This window comes from Actinomycetes bacterium, assembly GCA_036510875.1.
GTDB lineage: Bacteria > Actinomycetota > Actinomycetes > Prado026 > Prado026 > DATCDE01.
Genome location: DATCDE010000111.1, coordinates 1 through 15,888 on the forward strand (window position 1 = coordinate 1; position 15,888 = coordinate 15,888).

Below are 15,888 nucleotides of genomic sequence, written 5' to 3' on the forward strand. Positions count from 1 at the left end.
CAGGCACTGCACGTCCAGCACCACATGACCATCGAGCAGATCGCTCACCCTCACGACACCATCAACCATGACCCGCAGCCCGGCCGCACCTGACCGCGCACGCCAGCCCCAGCTCGGCGGTCAGAGGCGAAGCCTCGTTAGATGTACCTACGACCATTAGGAAGTCAACAGTCCAGTAGAAATAACTGATGGTCAACAGATCGGCCGGCGATCAGCCGGCGATCAGCCGGTGGCGACCACCTTGAACGCCTCGGCCAGCCCGCCCTCCGGCAGCCCGGCCGCGGCCCCGGTGCGCACGGCCCAACCGCGGACGAACTCCTCGAGCTCGTCCACGTGCGAGGTCTGCGACGCGTGGGCCCGCAGCGCTGAGATCTTGTCGGCGAAGTAGTCCGTCACGTCGACGTAGTGGTTGGGGGCCGGCGTGCCCATCACCCACACCTCGGGCACCACCCACTCGGCCAGCCCCTCGTCGCGCAGCAGCGACGGGTGGGCGAACGGGTTGCGCGCGTCCGGGTAGACGGCCTGCAGGGCCGCCTCGCCGGCCGCCATGTGGTCCGGGTGGGACGCGCCGATCCGGTCCCAGTTGCGCTCGGGCGACTGCACGACCATCCGCTGCGGGCGCACCTGGCGGATCACCCGGCTGATGTCCCGGCGCAGGTCGTGGGTGACGGTCAGCTCGCCGTCGACGTAGCCGAGGAACCGCACGTCGTGGACGCCGAGCCGCTCGCCGGCGGCCCGCTGCTCGGCCTGCCGGATGGCCGGGATCCGGTCACGGGGGACGTCGGTGTCGAAGCCACCGGCATCCCCGCTCGTGATGATCGCGTAGGTCACCGCGAGGCCGGCCCGGGTCCAGGAGGCCACGGTGCCGCCGGCCCCGAAGTCCACGTCGTCCGGGTGGGCGGTCACAACGAGCACGCGCTCGATCTCAGCGTCGGAGAGCATGGGCGGCAGCCTATGTGGCGGGCCGCGCGGGGGCCTGCCGTCGGTCCCGCCACCTACACTCGAGCCGGAGATGGACACCCTGTTCGAGAGCCCCCAGCCGCGTGCCGCGCCGCGGGCCGGCACCGACCCCGAGGCGCTGCTCTACGGGCTCAACCCGCAGCAGCGCGAGGCTGTGCTGCACGCGGGTAGCCCGCTGCTCATCGTCGCCGGCGCCGGCTCGGGCAAGACCCGGGTGCTCGCCCACCGGATCGCCCACCTGCTGGCGGCCCGAGGAGCCCAGCCGGGGGAGATCCTGGCCATCACCTTCACCAACAAGGCCGCGGGGGAGATGAAGGAGCGGGTGGCCGCCCTCGTCGGGCCGCGGGCCAAGGCCATGTGGGTGTCCACGTTCCACTCCGCCTGCGTGCGGATCCTGCGGGCCGAGCACGCGAAGCTGGGCTTCAGCTCCACCTTCTCGATCTACGACGCCGCTGACAGCCAGCGGCTGATGACCCTGGTCTGCCGCGAGCTCGACCTCGACCCCAAGCGGTACCCCCCGCGGTCGTTCTCCGCGCAGGTGAGCAACCTGAAGAACGAGCTGGTCGACCACGAGGCGTTCGCGCGGCGGGCGGCCAACCACCTGGAGCAGACCCTGGCCGAGGCCTATGCGCGGTACCAGCAGCGGCTGCGCGAGGCCAACGCCATGGACTTCGACGACCTGATCATGACGACGGTCAACCTGTTGCAGGCCTTCCCGGACGTCGCCGAGCACTACCACCGACGGTTCCGGCACGTGCTCGTGGACGAGTACCAGGACACCAACCACGCCCAGTACGTGCTGGTGCGCGAGCTGGTCGGGCGCGGCACCGACGGGGTCGAGCCGGCCGAGCTGTGTGTCGTGGGCGACGCCGACCAGTCGATCTATGCGTTCCGGGGCGCCACGATCCGCAACATCCTCGCTTTCGAGGAGGACTACCCGGCCGCCCACACGATCCTGCTGGAGCGCAACTACCGCTCCACCCAGACCATCCTGTCGGCCGCGAACGCGGTCATCTCCCGCAACCTCAACCGCAAGCCGAAGAACCTGTGGACCGAGTCGGCGCAGGGCTGGCCCCTCGTCGGCTACGTCGCCGACAACGAGCACGACGAGGCGGCCTTCGTGGCCCAGGAGGTCGACCGGCTGACCGACGCCGGGCACGCCACCCCCGGTGACGTGGCCGTGTTCTACCGAACCAACGCGCAGTCCCGGGTGTTCGAGGAGGTGTTCATCCGGGTCGGCCTGCCCTACAAGGTGGTCGGCGGGGTGCGCTTCTACGAGCGCCGGGAGGTCCGTGACGCGATCGCCTACCTGCGGCTGCTGGCCAACCCGGACGACACCGTGTCGCTGCGCCGGATCCTGAACACTCCCCGCCGCGGCATCGGCGACCGGGCCGAGGCCTGCGTCAATGTGCTCGCCGACCGCGAGCGGATCCCGTTCGGGCAGGCCCTGGCCAGGGCCAGCGACGCCCCGGGCATCGCGGCCCGCTCGGTGACCGCGATCGAGGGCTTCGTCCGGTTGGTCGAGTCGCTGCGCACCCTGGTCGAGGCCGGGTCCGGGCCGGCCACGGTGCTGGAGGCGGTGCTGGAGCAGACCGGGTACCTCGGTGAGCTGCAGGCCTCCAGCGACCCGCAGGACGAGACCCGCGCCGAGAACGTCCTCGAGCTGGTGGCGGTGGCCCGCGAGTTCGAGGAGGCCGACCCCGACGGCACCCTCGCCGACTTCCTCGAGCGGGTGTCGCTGGTGGCCGACTCCGACGAGATCCCGGACGGCGACCAGCACGGCGGCGTGGTCACCCTGATGACCCTACACACGGCCAAGGGCCTAGAGTTCCCGGTCGTCTTCCTCACCGGGCTGGAGGACGGCGTCTTCCCGCACCAGCGCTCCCTGGGCGACCCCCGCGAGCTGGAGGAGGAGCGGCGGCTGGCCTACGTGGGCATCACCAGGGCCCGGCAGCGGCTGTACCTGTCCCGGGCGGTGGTGCGGTCGGCCTGGGGGGCGCCGCAGTACTGGCCGGCGTCCCGGTTCCTCGAGGAGATCCCGACCGAGCTGGTCGAGTGGGAACGTGCGGAGCCGGCGCCGTCCGCGCCGCCGTCCACCCCCGCGGGAGCCCGGCTGGCCGCCCGTCCCGGGACGTCGTCCCCCGGCAACCGCGCGGTGGTCGCGCTGCAGCCGGGGGACCGGGTCAGCCACGACACGTTCGGGCTGGGCACCGTGGTCAGCACGGCCGGGGCGGCCGAGCGTGCCGAGGCCACCATCGACTTCGGCGGGTCCGGCGTGAAGCGGCTGCTGCTGCGCTACGCCCCGGTCGAGAAGCTCTAGCCCCGGACCGGCCGGACCGCGGAGTCGGGTGCGGTCAGGCCCGGACCCCGTGCGCGAGCAGCCAGCCCAGCGGGTCGACGAACCGCCCGGGGCGGGCCAGCACCTCGAAGTGCAGGTGCGCACCCGTGGTGTTCCCGGACGAGCCGACCCGGCCGATCCGCTCCCCGGTGCCCACCCGTTCGCCCACCTGCATGCTGATCGCCGACAGGTGGTTGTACGTCGTCCCGGTGCCGTCGGCCAGCACGATGACGATCCGGCGTCCGTAGGCGCCGTCCCGGCCCGCCTCGCGCACCACCCCGGCCGCGGCCGCGACCACCGGGGTTCCGGTGCTCGTGGCGAAGTCGAGCCCAGTGTGGAAGCCCAGGGACCAGCGGCCGCTGCGCTCGCCGTACCGGGCCGTGAGCTGGTAGCCGCCGGCCACCGGGCGGACCGCGGTCGGGCGGGTGGCCGCCGCCGCTGGTGTCGTGCGCACCTGCGCCCGGGAGGCCGGCTTGGCCGCCCGCGCGGCGGAAACGCTGGGGGTGGTGGCAGCTGCGGTGATCGGGTTGGCGGTCGCCGTCGCGTGGGCGATGGGAGCCGCCGCGAGGCGGACGGGCGGATGGCCGTGACCGGCCAGGGCGACGGGTGCGGCCGCGGCCAGCGTCAGACCCGTACCGAGCAGCCCGACGAGGACGGCGGACCGCCCCCGTGGACGGCGGCCGGGCCGAGGCTGGACGTGGCGACGTTGGGAGGACACGGTCGTTCACGGTGCCCGAGGTGTTCCGCCGGGGCACCGTGATCAGTGGTACTCAGCGTGACACGGACCTCAACGGTTGGTGACGCTCCGTAGCTGTTCGACGTCGCCGGGTCCGGGTCTGCGGGTGGCTCGGCAGCGAGGTGACGCCGGCCGTCAGCGTCGTCCCGTCGTGGTCCAGGTGGGCCAGCGTGGCCCCGATCTCGTGCACCACGCGCCCGTCGATGGGCAGCGACAGGTGGCCGACACCGCGGACGAAGACGTTGCGGGCCATCAGGTCCGGGTGGTCCAGCCGGGCCGACCGCTTGGGGATGACCATCTGGTCGAGGTCGGTCCAGATGGACAGCACCCGGGTCCGGCAGCCCGGGGCGGGGGCGGCCAGCTCGGCCACCACGTCACTGCCGGGGCGCAGCTGCCGGGCCACCGGGTGCGGCACCAGCCGGGCCGCGAACGTGCCGGCGTGGGGTGTGCCCAACGTCACCAAGGTGTGCACCCGGGCGTCGCCGCCCATCCGCTGCACGTAATACCGCCCCACCAGGCCGCCCATCGAGTGCCCGATCACGTGCAGCCGCTCGTAGCCAGTGTCCGCGCAGACCGCCTCGACGGTCTCGGCCAGCCGTTCGGCGACCTCCCGGACGTCCTCGCTCAGCGGGCTGTAGTTGAGCGCGGTCACCCGGCCGAAGCCGCGCCGTCGCAGCCCCCGGCGGAGCACCGTGAAGATCGACCGGTTGTCCACCACACCGTGGACCAGCAGGATCGGCGTCCCGGCCGCCTCGACGTCACCGATCATGAGCCCTCGCTGCATCGGGGGCAGCCCGTGCAGCGAGTACCGGTCGACCTCCTCGCGGGCCCGCTCCTCGGCCAGCCCGAGGGGGTACATGACCAGGTGCGCCCCGAGCCAGGCCAGCTCGACGGCGGTGCCTCGGATCCCGGCGGGGCTCAGCACGGTCCGCGCGCCGGTGCGCACGGTCCGGCCCGCGATGTCCAGCCGCTCCCGAGCGCTCACGCCGTCCCTCCCGAACCTCCTGGGCGCAGGCGCCCCGAGACCTGCGCATCGTAGCGACGGCGGCGGGGGCCCGACGGGCAGCGCCACGCGACCGTGGCCGATTCGTTAGGCTCATACATCGGCCGGAAGATCCAGGATCTGCAGCGGAGGTGAGCCGTGACCGCCCCGATCCGAGTGATCGTCGCCAAGCCCGGGCTGGACGGGCACGACCGTGGTGCCAAGGTGGTGGCCCGCGCGCTGCGCGACGCAGGCGTCGAGGTGGTCTACACCGGTCTGCACCAGACCCCCGAGCAGATCGTCGAGACGGCCATCCAGGAGGACGCCGACGCGGTCGGCCTGTCGGTGCTCTCCGGGGCGCACCTCACCCTGTTCCGGCGCGTCGTCGACCTGCTGCGCGAGCGCGGGGCCGACGACATCGTCGTGTTCGGCGGCGGGATCATCCCCGACGACGACATCGCCGAGCTGGCGGCCATGGGGGTCCGTAAGGTTTTCACTCCCGGTGCTCCCACGTACGAGATCGTCGACTGGGTGCGCACCCACGTCGGCCAGGAGCGGGTCGGCGACTAGCCCGGTTGCTCGGTCGGGACCGGCCCGGTCTACGCTGCGGATCATCCCCGCTGACGAAGGACGGAGTGCCGGGTGGACCTGTTTGAGTACCAGGCCAAGAACCTGTTCGAGCGGCACGGCGTGCCCGTCCTCCCCGGCGAGGTCGCGACCACGCCCGAGGAGGCGCGGCACGTCGCCCGCCGGCTCGGTGGCACCGTGGTGGTCAAGGCCCAGGTGAAGACCGGCGGCCGCGGCAAGGCCGGCGGCGTGAAGCTGGCCCAGGGTCAAGACGACGCCTTCGACAAGGCCCAGGCGATCCTCGGCATGGACATCAAGGGACACCTGGTGCACCGCGTCCTGGTGACCTCGGCGAGCGACATCGACGCCGAGTACTACGTGTCGTTCCTCCTCGACCGGGCCAACCGCACCTACCTGGCGATGGCCTCCGTCGAGGGCGGCATGGAGATCGAGCAGCTGGCGGTGGAGCGGCCGCACGCGCTGGCCCGGATCCCGGTCGACGCGATCCAGGGAGTGGACGCCGCGAAGGCCGCCGAGATCTCCGACACCGCGGGCTTCCCCGCGGACGTGCGGGACCAGGTCATCGCAGTCCTGCAGAAGCTGTGGGAGGTGTTCACGGTCGAGGACGCGACCCTCGTCGAGGTCAACCCGCTGGTGAAGACCCCCGACGGGCAGGTCGTGGCCCTCGACGGCAAGGTCACCCTCGACGACAACGCCGGCTACCGGCACCCGGGCTACGCCGACCTGGTGGACCGTGACGCGGCCGACCCGCTCGAGCGCAGGGCCAAGGAGAAGGACCTCAACTACGTCAAGCTCTCCGGTGCGGTCGGCATCATCGGCAACGGCGCCGGCCTGGTCATGAGCACGCTGGACGTCGTCGCCTACGCCGGCGAGGAGCTCGGCGTGAAGCCGGCCAACTTCCTCGACATCGGCGGCGGTGCCTCGGCGGAGGTCATGGCGAACGGGCTGGAGATCATCCTGTCCGACCCGGAGGTCAAGGCGGTCTTCGTCAACGTGTTCGGCGGCATCACCGCCTGCGACGCCGTCGCGGACGGCATCGTGCAGGCCTTCGCGCTGCTGGCCGGCAAGGGCGACGTGGTCGACAAGCCGCTCGTGGTCCGCCTGGACGGCAACAACGCGGACAAGGGACGCCGGATCCTCCTCGACACCGGCCTGGCCGGCGTCGAGCTGGTGGACACCATGGACGACGCGGCGCGACGGGTGGCCGAGCTGGCCGCCTCGTCCGCCTAGACACGACAGACGGGACCGAGCACGCATGGCGATCTTCCTCACCGAGAACTCCCGGGTCGTGGTCCAGGGCATGACCGGGTCCGAGGGCCGTAAGCACACCCAGCGGATGCTCTCCACCGGAGCGAACATCGTGGGCGGGGTGAACCCGCGCAAGGCCGGCGAGCAGGTGGAGTTCACCGGCCCGGACGGTCCGGTACTGCTGCCGGTCTTCGGCTCGGTGGCCGAGGCCGTCGAGAAGACCGCGGCCGACGTCTCCGTCGTCTTCGTGCCACCGGCCGGGACCAAGGCCGCGGTCTACGAGGCGGTCGACGCCGGGATGCCGCTGGTCGTCGTCATCACCGAGGGCGTCCCGGTGCACGACACCGCCGACTTCTTCCAGCACGCGCAGAACTCGGGGACGACCCGGATCATCGGGCCGAACTGCCCGGGACTGATCAGCCCCGGCAAGTCCAACGCCGGGATCATCCCGGGCACCATCACCAAGGCGGGCCGGATCGGCCTGGTCAGCAAGAGCGGCACGCTGACCTACCAGATGATGTACGAGCTGCGGGACCTCGGCTTCTCGACCTGCGTGGGCATCGGTGGCGACCCGGTCATCGGCACCACCCACATCGACTGCCTGGCCGCCTTCCAGGACGACCCGGACACCGACGCGATCGTCATGATCGGGGAGATCGGCGGGGATGCCGAGGAGCGGGCCGCGGCCTACATCGCCGAGCACGTGACCAAGCCGGTCGTCGGCTACGTGGCCGGGTTCACCGCACCCGAGGGCAAGACCATGGGGCACGCCGGCGCGATCGTGTCCGGCTCGTCCGGCACCGCACAGGCCAAGAAGGAAGCCCTCGAGGCCGTGGGTGTTCGGGTCGGCAAGACGCCGTCCGAGACCGCCCGGCTGATGCGGGAGATCGTCGCCAGCGCCTGACCCACCCGGGGGCTGTTCGTCGCGGGCCGTCGGGCGTGGCTTCCCGGCGGGGGCTGTCCGGTTTGCGACGATCGGGATGTGACCGTCCAGCTCGAGCGACCGCGCGCTGCGGGCCGGGCCGAACCGCTGCGCTCGCCGGTGGTCTCGGGGGCGACCGCAGGGCTGTGGGCCGGGGTTCTCGGGCTCGCCGTCATCGCCGTCCCGGTGCTCGTGGTCTGGGCCGCGGCACCGCACGACCAGTCCACCCCCCAGGACGCCCTGCAGATCGGTGGGCTGGCCTGGCTGATGGCCCACGGGGCGTCGCTCACCACCCCGGACGGCGATCTCTCGCTGCTGCCGCTCGGGCTGCTGGCCGTTCCGGCGCTGCTGCTCTACCGGTCCGGCCACTGGGCCGGTCGGGTCGCGGTGGACGCGGCGCGGTCCGCGGCCGCCGCGGTGGCGACCCTCGTGGCGACGTACGCCGCGACCGCGTTCGTCGTGTCCCACCTGAGCCACCACGCGGGATCCGGCGCGGACCCCGTGTCGGTGCTTCTCGGCTCGGCGCTGCTCGCGCTGGCCGCTGGCGGCCCCGGGGTTGTGCGCGGCGGCCAGGCTCGCGGGCTGGCGCTTCGGCCGCTCACTCCGGCGGCCCGCAGCGTGCTGCGCGGGGCCGGTGTCGGGCTGGCCGTGCTGCTCGGAGGCGCGGCCGCCGTGCTGGCGGTGGCGCTCGTGGCGCACGCGGCCCGGGTGGTGGAACTGGTGCGGGCGGTGGCCCACGGGCCGGCCGGCGTGCTGGCCCTGCTGGTGCTCGGGCTGCTGCTGCTGCCCAACGCGGTGCTGTGGGCCGCCGCCTACACCGTGGGGCCCGGGTTCGCCGTCGGTGTGGCCACGTCGGTCGCGCCGACCGGGGTGCACCTCGGCGACGTCCCCTCGTTCCCCCTGCTCGGTGCACTGCCCGGCAGCGGGTCCGCTCCGGCGGTGTCCCTGCTCGCCGTCCTGGTGCCGGTCCTCGCCGGCGCACTGGTCGGGCTGCACGCGGTCCGCACCCGGCCGGACGGCGAGCGGCCGGGGGGTGTGGTGGTCCCGGTCCGGGCGGCTCTGTCCGGGCTGCTGGCCGGCGTCGCCCTGGGCGGGCTCGCGCTGCTCTCCTCGGGGTCCTTGGGCAGCGGCCGGATGTCAGCGCTCGGCCCGGACGGCTGGCCGGTCGGCCTGGCCGCGGCCGTCGAGGTGGCCGGGGTGGCGGCCGTGACCGGCTGGGCCGCCGGGCGCTATGCGGGCGCCGCCGAGCGGGTGCTGCGGGAGGCGAAGGGCCGCTGGCGCGCCGTCGCGGCCCGGCTGGACCCGCGCCGGCGCGGCTGAGGCTGCCTCAGCGGCCGATCCGGTCCAGCAGCGCAGTGCGCAGCTGGGTGTCGCAGGCCTGTTGTGCGATCTGGGTGTTGGCCCCGGCTCGGCAGGACTCGTAGTCGCGCATCTGCGGCCAGAACATGACGACGACGATGCCCATGAGCACGGCCAGACCCGCGCCCAGCGCCCCCAGCGTCATGCCCACGGCGGTACGCGACGGGGCGGCGGTCCCCGACGTCCTGGCGGCCCGCAGCGTGCGCCGACCGACGACCAGGGCGCCCACCCCGAGGGCGAGCCCGAGCGGGAAGAAGAACACCGCGCCGAGCAGTGCGGCCAGCCCGCTGAGCAGCGTGGCCGTCGCCGAGCTGGACAGCGGGGACGGGGCGGGCTCCGGCTGGCTCACTGCGCTCCTCGCTGGCGGACTCCGCTCCCGGCGTCCGGGGGGCGGGCGTACAACCGATATCGTGCCTCACCGTGGCGCAACCCTCGGACCAGGCCGCGGTGGTCACGGTACGACCGGCCCGCAGTCCCGGGCGGGTCGTCGTCCTGGTCTCGGGCACCGGCACCAACCTGCAGGCCCTGCTCGACGCCTGCGCCGATCCCGCCTACGGGGCGGTGATCGTGGCGGTCGGTGCCGACCGTCCGGGCATCACCGCCCTGACCAGGGCCGAGCAGGCCCGCGTGCCGACGTTCGTCGTGGCCGTGTCCGACTTCGCGGACCGGGCCGCCTGGGACGCCGCGCTGGCCGCCGTCGTCGACGAGCACGAGCCGGACCTGGTGGTCTCGGCCGGCTTCATGAAGCTGGTCGGGCCGGCGTTCCTCGCCCGGTACGGCGACCGCTTCGTCAACACCCACCCGGCCCTGCTGCCGGCGTTCCCCGGCATGCACGGGGCGCGGGACGCGCTGGCCTACGGGGTGAAGGTCACCGGGTGCACGCTGTTCATGGTCGACGAGGGCGTCGACTCCGGGCCGGTGGTCGCGCAGGCCGCCGTCGAGGTCCTGGACGACGACGACGAGGCGGCCCTGCACGAGCGCATCAAGGAGCAGGAGCGGCGGCTCCTCGTCGACACCGTGGGCCGGATGGCTCGCGAGGGCTGGTCCATCCGCGGCAGGAAGGTCACGATCCCGTGAGCGACACCCACCCCGACAGCGACCGTCGTCCCGTCCGTCGGGCCCTGGTCAGCGTCTACGACAAGACCGGGCTGGCCGAGCTGGCCCAAGGGCTGCACGCCGCCGGCGTCGAACTCGTGTCGACCGGGACGACCGCAGCCACCATCGCCGGTCTGGGCATCCCGGTGACCCAGGTCGCCGAGCTCACCGGATTCCCCGAGTGCCTCGACGGCCGGGTGAAGACCCTGCACCCGCGGGTCCACGCCGGGGTCCTCGCCGACGTGCGCCGGGCCGAGCACCGCGAGCAGCTCGCCGACCTGGACATCCCGGCGTTCGAGCTCGTGGTCGTCAACCTCTACCCGTTCGCCGACACGGTGCACTCGGGGGCCAGCCAGGACGAGTGCGTCGAGCAGATCGACATCGGCGGCCCGACCATGGCGCGGGCCGCTGCGAAGAACCACGCCAACGTGGCCGTGGTGGTCTCGCCGGCGCGGTACGCCGAGGTCCGAGACGCCGTGGCCTCCGGAGGCTTCACGCTGGCCCAGCGCCGGGCGCTGGCCACCGATGCGTTCGTGCACACCGCCTCCTACGACATCGCGGTGGCCTCCTGGATGGGCAGCGTGGTCGCCCCCTCGGACGAGGGATCCGGGTTCCCGGCCTGGGTCGGAGCCGACTGGGACCGGGCCGCCGTGCTGCGCTACGGGGAGAACCCGCACCAGCCGGCTGCGCTGTACCGCGCCCGGCACGGTGCACCCGGCCTGGCCCAGGCCGAGCAGCTGCACGGCAAGGAGATGTCCTACAACAACTACGTGGACGCCGACGCCGCCAGGCGGGCCGCCTACGACTTCGCCGACCCGACGGTCGCGATCATCAAGCACGCCAACCCGTGCGGCATCGCGCTGGGCACCGACGTCGCCGACGCCTACGCCAAGGCCTTCGCGTGCGACCCGGTCTCCGCGTTCGGCGGGGTGGTGGCCGCCAACCGCCCGGTGACCCGCGCCATGGCCGAGGCGATGGCCGACGTGTTCACCGAAGTGGTCGTGGCGCCGGGCTTCGAGCCCGCGGCGCTCGAGCTGCTCACCGTGAAGAAGAACGTCCGGCTGCTGCGCTGCGACGGCCCGCACCCCGGGAAGACCGCGGAGTGGCGCCAGGTCAGCGGCGGCCTGCTCATGCAGGTCCGCGACACCATCGACGCCGACGGCGACGACCCCGCGACCTGGACGCTGGCGGCCGGGGCGCCGGCCGACCCGGCCACCCTCGCCGACCTGGAGTTCGCGTGGCGGTCCTGCCGCTCGGCGAAGTCCAACGCGATCGTGCTGGCCAGCGACGGGGCCACCGTCGGGGTCGGCATGGGCCAGGTCAACCGGGTCGACTCCGCGCGGCTGGCCGTGGAGCGGGCCGGCGAGGAGCGGGCGCGCGGCTCGGTGGCGGCGTCCGACGCGTTCTTCCCGTTCCCGGACGGCCTCGAGGTGCTCACGGCCGCGGGTGTTCGGGCCGTGGTCCAGCCCGGGGGCTCGGTGCGCGACGAGGAGGTCGTCTACGCGGCCACGGCGGCCGGGATCACCCTGTACCTCACCGGCGTGCGGCACTTCTTCCACTGACCACCATGGACTGGGTCGACGGCGCCGACCTCTCCGGCGCCGACCTGTACGCGGTCGAGCTGGACGGCGTCCACGTCAGCGGCCTGGACCTCTCCGACGCCGACCTGACCGAGGCGCGGCTGGTCGGCTGCGTGCTGGAGGACTGCGACCTGTCGGGGGCCCGGCTGAACGCGGCCGTGCTCGAGCGGACGGCGCTCCTGCGCTGCCGGTTCCGCCGCACCAACCTGTTCGACGTGCGGCTCGCGGGCTGCAAGCTCACCGGGTCGACCTTCGAGGGGGACTGCATCCTGCGGCCGCTCACCGTCGAGGGCGGCGACTGGTCCTACGTGTCGCTGCGCGGCCAGAACCTCGCCGGCGCGGTCCTGGACGGCGTCCGGCTGGCCGAGGCCGACCTGTCCGGCGCGGACCTTCGGGGCGCCAGCCTGCGCGGCTGCGACCTCGCGCACGCACGGGTGCACGAGGCGAAGGTGGCCGGAGCCGACCTGCGCGGCGCCGACCTCGAGGGAGTGGACCTCGCCCCGCTCGACCTCACCGGCACCCGGCTGGACCTCGAGCAGGCCGTGCTTCTGGCGCGGGCCCGTGGTGCGATCGTCGGGCCGTGACAGAATCCAGGGCGTGAGCGCGACGATCCTCGACGGCAAGGCGACCGCGGCCGCCATCAAGGCCGAGCTGGCGACCCGGGTGGCGGTGCTGCGCGAGCGCGGCAGCACCCCCGGCCTGGGCACCGTGCTGGTCGGTGACGACCCCGGTAGCCGCTCCTACGTGGCCGGCAAGCACCGCGACTGCGCGCAGGTGGGGCTGGCCAGCACCCGCCGCGACCTGCCGGCCGACGCCTCCCAGGCGCAGGTCGAGGACACCGTCGCCGAGCTGAACGCCGACCCGGCCATCACCGGCTACATCGTCCAGCTGCCGCTGCCCGCCGGCCTGGACTCCAACCGGGTTCTCGAGCTGATGGACCCGGCCAAGGACGCCGACGGCCTGCACCCGGTCAACCTCGGCCGGCTGGTGCTCGGCGTCCCGGCCGCGCTGCCGTGCACCCCGCGCGGCATCGTCGAGCTGCTGCGCCGCTACGACGTCCCGGTCGCCGGCGCCGAGGTGTGCGTCATCGGTCGCGGGGTGACCGTGGGCCGGCCGCTCGGGCTGCTGCTCACCCGGCGCAGCGAGAACGCCACGGTCACCTTGTGCCACACCGGGACCAAGCACCTGGCCAAGCACGTGCGCGAGGCCGACATCGTGGTCGCCGCCGCCGGCGTCCCCCGGCTGATCACCCCGGACATGGTCCACCCCGGCGCCGCCGTCCTGGACGTCGGCATCTCCCGTACCCCGGACGGGCTCGTGGGCGACGTCCACCCGGCGGTCGCGGAGGTCGCCGCGTTCCTCGCTCCGATGCCCGGGGGCGTGGGGCCGATGACCAGGGCGATGCTGCTCACCAACGTCGTCGAGGCCGCCGAGGCCGCCGAGGCGGCCGCCGGCGTCCGCGGGTGACCTCGGCCGACCCCTCCGAAGCCGCGGGCCCACCGGCGCCGCGGGGCCTGCTCGCGCGGGAGTGGCCGATCATCGTGGTGCTGCTCGGCGTCCTCGCCGGGCTGGTCGTCGTCGCCGTGCTGGACCGGTTCCGCCGCGGCAGCCTGGTGATCGCCGCCTTCGTCGTGCTCGGCGCCTGGCTGCGCGCCCTGCTGCCACCGGAGCGGGCCGGGGTGCTCGTCGTCCGGGGGAGGGCCGTGGACGTCGCCACCTTGCTGACCCTCGGGGTGGGCCTCACGGTGCTGGCCCTGGTGGTCCCCGCGCCCCCCCGGTAGGCGCCGGCGCGGGCATTCGGTAGCCTGCGAACGACAGAAGTGTCTTGATGCCGAGATATCGCCGCAGCGGTTGACCGAGCGGTCGGGGAGTGTGCGAGATGGCTGAGCGCAAGGGCAAGGTCACGGTCGTCGGGGCGGGGTTCTACGGGTCGACCACGGCCCAGCGGCTCGCCGAGTACGACATCTTCGACACGGTGGTCCTCACCGACATCGTGGAGGGCAAGCCCGAGGGGCTTGCGCTCGACATGAACCAGTCCCGGCCGATCGAGGGCTTCGAGACCAAGATCGTCGGCCAGACGACGACTCCGGACGGCGGCGGCTACGAGGCCATCGCGGGCTCGGACATCGTCGTGGTCACCGCGGGGCTGCCCCGCAAGCCCGGCATGAGCCGGATGGACCTCATCGAGACCAACGCCAAGATCGTGCGCGGGGTCGCCGAGAACATCGCCCAGCACGCGCCGGACGCCGTGATCATCGTGGTCTCCAACCCGCTGGACGAGATGACCGCGCTGACCCAGCTCGCCTCGGGCTTCCCCAAGCACCGGGTGATCGGCCAGGCCGGCATGCTCGACACGGCCCGGTTCACCTACTTCGTGGCAGAGACGCTCGCGGTGCCGGTCGGCTCGGTGCGGACCCTCACCCTCGGCTCGCACGGCGACACCATGGTCCCGGTGCCGTCCCGGTGCACCGTCGACGGGCGGCCGCTCACGGAGCTGCTGCCGGCCGACACGATCGACGAGCTGGTCACCCGGACCCGCAACGGCGGTGCCGAGGTCGTCGCGCTGCTCAAGACCGGCTCGGCGTACTACGCCCCGTCGGCCGCGGCCGCGCGGATGGCCAAGGCCGTGGCCGAGGACTCCGGCGCGGTCATGCCGGTCTGCGCCTGGGTCGACGGCGAGTACGGCATCGCCGGCGTGTACCTCGGCGTGGAGGCCGAGATCGGCCGGCAGGGCGTCCGCCGGGTCGTCGAGGCGGACCTCACCGACACCGAGAAGGCCGGGCTGCTGGCGGCCGCGGAAGCGGTGCGCGCCAAGCAGTCCGACGTCCAGCACCTCTGACAGGAGCGAGCACCGATGGAGAAGATCAAGGTCGAGGGCGTCGTCGTCGAGCTCGACGGCGACGAGATGACCCGCATCATCTGGCAGTTCATCAAGGATCAGCTGATCCTTCCGTACCTCGACGTCCAGCTGGACTACTACGACCTGGGCATCGAGCACCGGGACGCCACGGACGACCAGGTGACCATCGACGCGGCGCACGCCATCCAGCGGCACGGCGTCGGCGTCAAGTGCGCCACCATCACCCCCGACGAGGCGCGGGTCGAGGAGTTCGGACTGAAGAAGATGTGGAAGTCCCCGAACGGGACCGTCCGCAACATCCTCGGCGGTGTGATCTTCCGCGAGCCGATCATGATCAGCAACATCCCGCGGCTGGTGCCCGGCTGGACCAAGCCGATCGTGGTGGGCCGTCACGCGTTCGGCGACCAGTACCGCGCCACCGACACGCTGATCCCCGGCGAGGGCAAGCTGACCCTGGTCTTCACGCCGAAGGACGGCTCGGCGCCCATGGAGCTCGAGGTCTTCGACTTCCCGTCGCCGGGTATCGCCATGGCGATGTACAACCTGGACGACTCGATCCGTGACTTCGCGCGCGCCTCGATGCGGTACGGGCTGGCCCGCAACTACCCGGTGTACCTGTCCACCAAGAACACGATCCTCAAGGCGTACGACGGCCGGTTCAAGGACCTGTTCGCCGAGGTCTTCGAGACCGAGTTCAAGGACGACTTCGCCAAGGCCGGGATCACCTACGAGCACCGGCTGATCGACGACATGGTCGCGGCCGCGCTCAAGTGGGAGGGCGGCTACGTCTGGGCCACCAAGAACTACGACGGCGACGTGCAGTCCGACACCATCGCCCAGGGCTACGGCTCGCTCGGCCTGATGACCTCGGTGCTCATGACGCCGGACGGCAAGACGGTCGAGGCCGAGGCGGCCCACGGCACGGTGACCAGGCACTACCGCCAGCACCAGCAGGGCAAGCCGACGTCGACGAACCCGATCGCGTCGATCTTCGCCTGGACCCGCGGTCTGGCCCACCGCGGCAAGCTGGACGGCACGCCGGCCGTGACGGACTTCGCGGAGACGCTCGAGCGGGTCTGCGTGGAGACCGTGGAGTCCGGCAAGATGACCAAGGACCTGGCCCTGCTCATCGGGCCGGATCAGCCCTGGCTCACCACCCAGGAGTTCCTGGCCGCGCTCGACGAGAACCTCCAGGCGGCGATGGCCCACTGACCTCTGGG

16 protein-coding genes are annotated in these 15,888 nt (G+C 72.9%); 12 read left to right on the forward strand and 4 right to left on the reverse strand.

The features are described 5' to 3' along the window. Positions 1-222: 222 nt before the first annotated feature. Positions 223-942, reverse strand: coding sequence for a PIG-L deacetylase family protein (locus VIM19_06495; protein ID HEY5184545.1), 720 nt, complete (start codon positions 940-942; stop codon positions 223-225). Positions 943-1,012: 70 nt separating this feature from the next. On the opposite strand from VIM19_06495, the gene pcrA reads away from it, so the two are divergent. Continuing rightward, on the forward strand, positions 1,013-3,280 hold the full coding sequence (gene pcrA / locus VIM19_06500; protein ID HEY5184546.1) for a DNA helicase PcrA: 2,268 nt from the start codon (positions 1,013-1,015) through the stop codon (positions 3,278-3,280). Positions 3,281-3,314: 34 nt separating this feature from the next. On the opposite strand, the gene VIM19_06505 is transcribed toward pcrA, so the two are convergent. Both VIM19_06505 and VIM19_06510 read right to left on the reverse strand, forming a co-directional pair. Beyond that, positions 3,315-4,016, reverse strand: coding sequence for a M23 family metallopeptidase (locus VIM19_06505; protein HEY5184547.1), 702 nt, complete (start codon positions 4,014-4,016; stop codon positions 3,315-3,317). A gap of 52 nt (positions 4,017-4,068) precedes the next feature. Next, positions 4,069-5,019 carry an alpha/beta fold hydrolase gene (locus VIM19_06510; protein HEY5184548.1) on the reverse strand — a complete coding sequence of 317 codons (951 nt, stop codon included), beginning with the start codon at positions 5,017-5,019 and terminating at the stop codon, positions 4,069-4,071. A 156-nt stretch (positions 5,020-5,175) separates the two neighbouring features. Here VIM19_06510 and VIM19_06515 point away from each other — a divergent pair, with 156 nt between their 5' ends. The 4 genes from VIM19_06515 to VIM19_06530 all read left to right on the forward strand — a co-directional run bounded on the left by VIM19_06515 (position 5,176) and on the right by VIM19_06530 (position 9,094). After that, on the forward strand, positions 5,176-5,586 hold the full coding sequence (locus tag VIM19_06515) for a cobalamin B12-binding domain-containing protein (GenBank protein ID HEY5184549.1): 411 nt from the start codon (positions 5,176-5,178) through the stop codon (positions 5,584-5,586). A gap of 72 nt (positions 5,587-5,658) precedes the next feature. After that, a complete protein-coding gene (gene sucC, locus VIM19_06520) occupies positions 5,659-6,834 on the forward strand; it encodes an ADP-forming succinate--CoA ligase subunit beta (GenBank protein HEY5184550.1) in 1,176 nt (391 codons plus the stop codon). A gap of 25 nt (positions 6,835-6,859) precedes the next feature. Next, positions 6,860-7,756: a succinate--CoA ligase subunit alpha gene (gene sucD, locus VIM19_06525; GenBank protein HEY5184551.1), complete on the forward strand. Its 897-nt coding sequence runs from the start codon at positions 6,860-6,862 to the stop codon at positions 7,754-7,756. Positions 7,757-7,834: 78 nt separating this feature from the next. Then, positions 7,835-9,094 (forward strand): DUF6350 family protein, encoded by a 1,260-nt coding sequence (locus tag VIM19_06530; protein ID HEY5184552.1) that lies wholly within the window; start codon positions 7,835-7,837, stop codon positions 9,092-9,094. A gap of 7 nt (positions 9,095-9,101) precedes the next feature. Here the strand turns inward: VIM19_06530 and VIM19_06535 are convergent, their stop codons facing one another. After that, entirely contained in the window at positions 9,102-9,482 is a 381-nt protein-coding gene (locus VIM19_06535; protein HEY5184553.1) for a hypothetical protein, read from the reverse strand. A 71-nt stretch (positions 9,483-9,553) separates the two neighbouring features. Here VIM19_06535 and purN point away from each other — a divergent pair, with 71 nt between their 5' ends. From purN to VIM19_06570, 7 genes are all read left to right on the forward strand, one after another. Next, positions 9,554-10,210: a phosphoribosylglycinamide formyltransferase gene (gene purN, locus VIM19_06540; GenBank protein HEY5184554.1), complete on the forward strand. Its 657-nt coding sequence runs from the start codon at positions 9,554-9,556 to the stop codon at positions 10,208-10,210. Continuing rightward, on the forward strand, positions 10,207-11,790 hold the full coding sequence (purH, locus tag VIM19_06545; protein ID HEY5184555.1) for a bifunctional phosphoribosylaminoimidazolecarboxamide formyltransferase/IMP cyclohydrolase: 1,584 nt from the start codon (positions 10,207-10,209) through the stop codon (positions 11,788-11,790). Before purN ends, purH begins: the two co-directional genes overlap by 4 nt. 5 nt (positions 11,791-11,795) lie before the next feature. Then, positions 11,796-12,392: a pentapeptide repeat-containing protein gene (locus VIM19_06550; protein HEY5184556.1), complete on the forward strand. Its 597-nt coding sequence runs from the start codon at positions 11,796-11,798 to the stop codon at positions 12,390-12,392. 13 nt (positions 12,393-12,405) lie between these two features. Beyond that, positions 12,406-13,275, forward strand: coding sequence for a bifunctional methylenetetrahydrofolate dehydrogenase/methenyltetrahydrofolate cyclohydrolase (locus VIM19_06555; protein ID HEY5184557.1), 870 nt, complete (start codon positions 12,406-12,408; stop codon positions 13,273-13,275). After that, a complete protein-coding gene (locus tag VIM19_06560) occupies positions 13,272-13,589 on the forward strand; it encodes a DUF3017 domain-containing protein (GenBank protein HEY5184558.1) in 318 nt (105 codons plus the stop codon). The genes VIM19_06555 and VIM19_06560 overlap by 4 nt, the downstream gene beginning before the upstream one ends. A 98-nt stretch (positions 13,590-13,687) precedes the next feature. Beyond that, on the forward strand, positions 13,688-14,647 hold the full coding sequence (mdh, locus tag VIM19_06565; GenBank protein HEY5184559.1) for a malate dehydrogenase: 960 nt from the start codon (positions 13,688-13,690) through the stop codon (positions 14,645-14,647). A gap of 15 nt (positions 14,648-14,662) precedes the next feature. Next, a complete protein-coding gene (locus VIM19_06570; GenBank protein ID HEY5184560.1) occupies positions 14,663-15,880 on the forward strand; it encodes an NADP-dependent isocitrate dehydrogenase in 1,218 nt (405 codons plus the stop codon). Positions 15,881-15,888 lie beyond the last annotated feature (8 nt).

Bases quoted from the DNA above. Each gene is read 5' to 3' on its own strand.
- VIM19_06495 (HEY5184545.1), bottom strand. From the start codon at position 942: ATGCTCTCCGACGCTGAGATCGAGCGCGTGCTCGTTGTGACCGCCCAC.
- mdh (HEY5184559.1), top strand. From the start codon at position 13,688: ATGGCTGAGCGCAAGGGCAAGGTCACGGTCGTCGGGGCGGGGTTCTAC.
- sucD (HEY5184551.1), top strand. From the start codon at position 6,860: ATGGCGATCTTCCTCACCGAGAACTCCCGGGTCGTGGTCCAGGGCATG.
- VIM19_06550 (HEY5184556.1), top strand. From the start codon at position 11,796: ATGGACTGGGTCGACGGCGCCGACCTCTCCGGCGCCGACCTGTACGCG.
- pcrA (HEY5184546.1), top strand. From the start codon at position 1,013: ATGGACACCCTGTTCGAGAGCCCCCAGCCGCGTGCCGCGCCGCGGGCC.
- VIM19_06570 (HEY5184560.1), top strand. From the start codon at position 14,663: ATGGAGAAGATCAAGGTCGAGGGCGTCGTCGTCGAGCTCGACGGCGAC.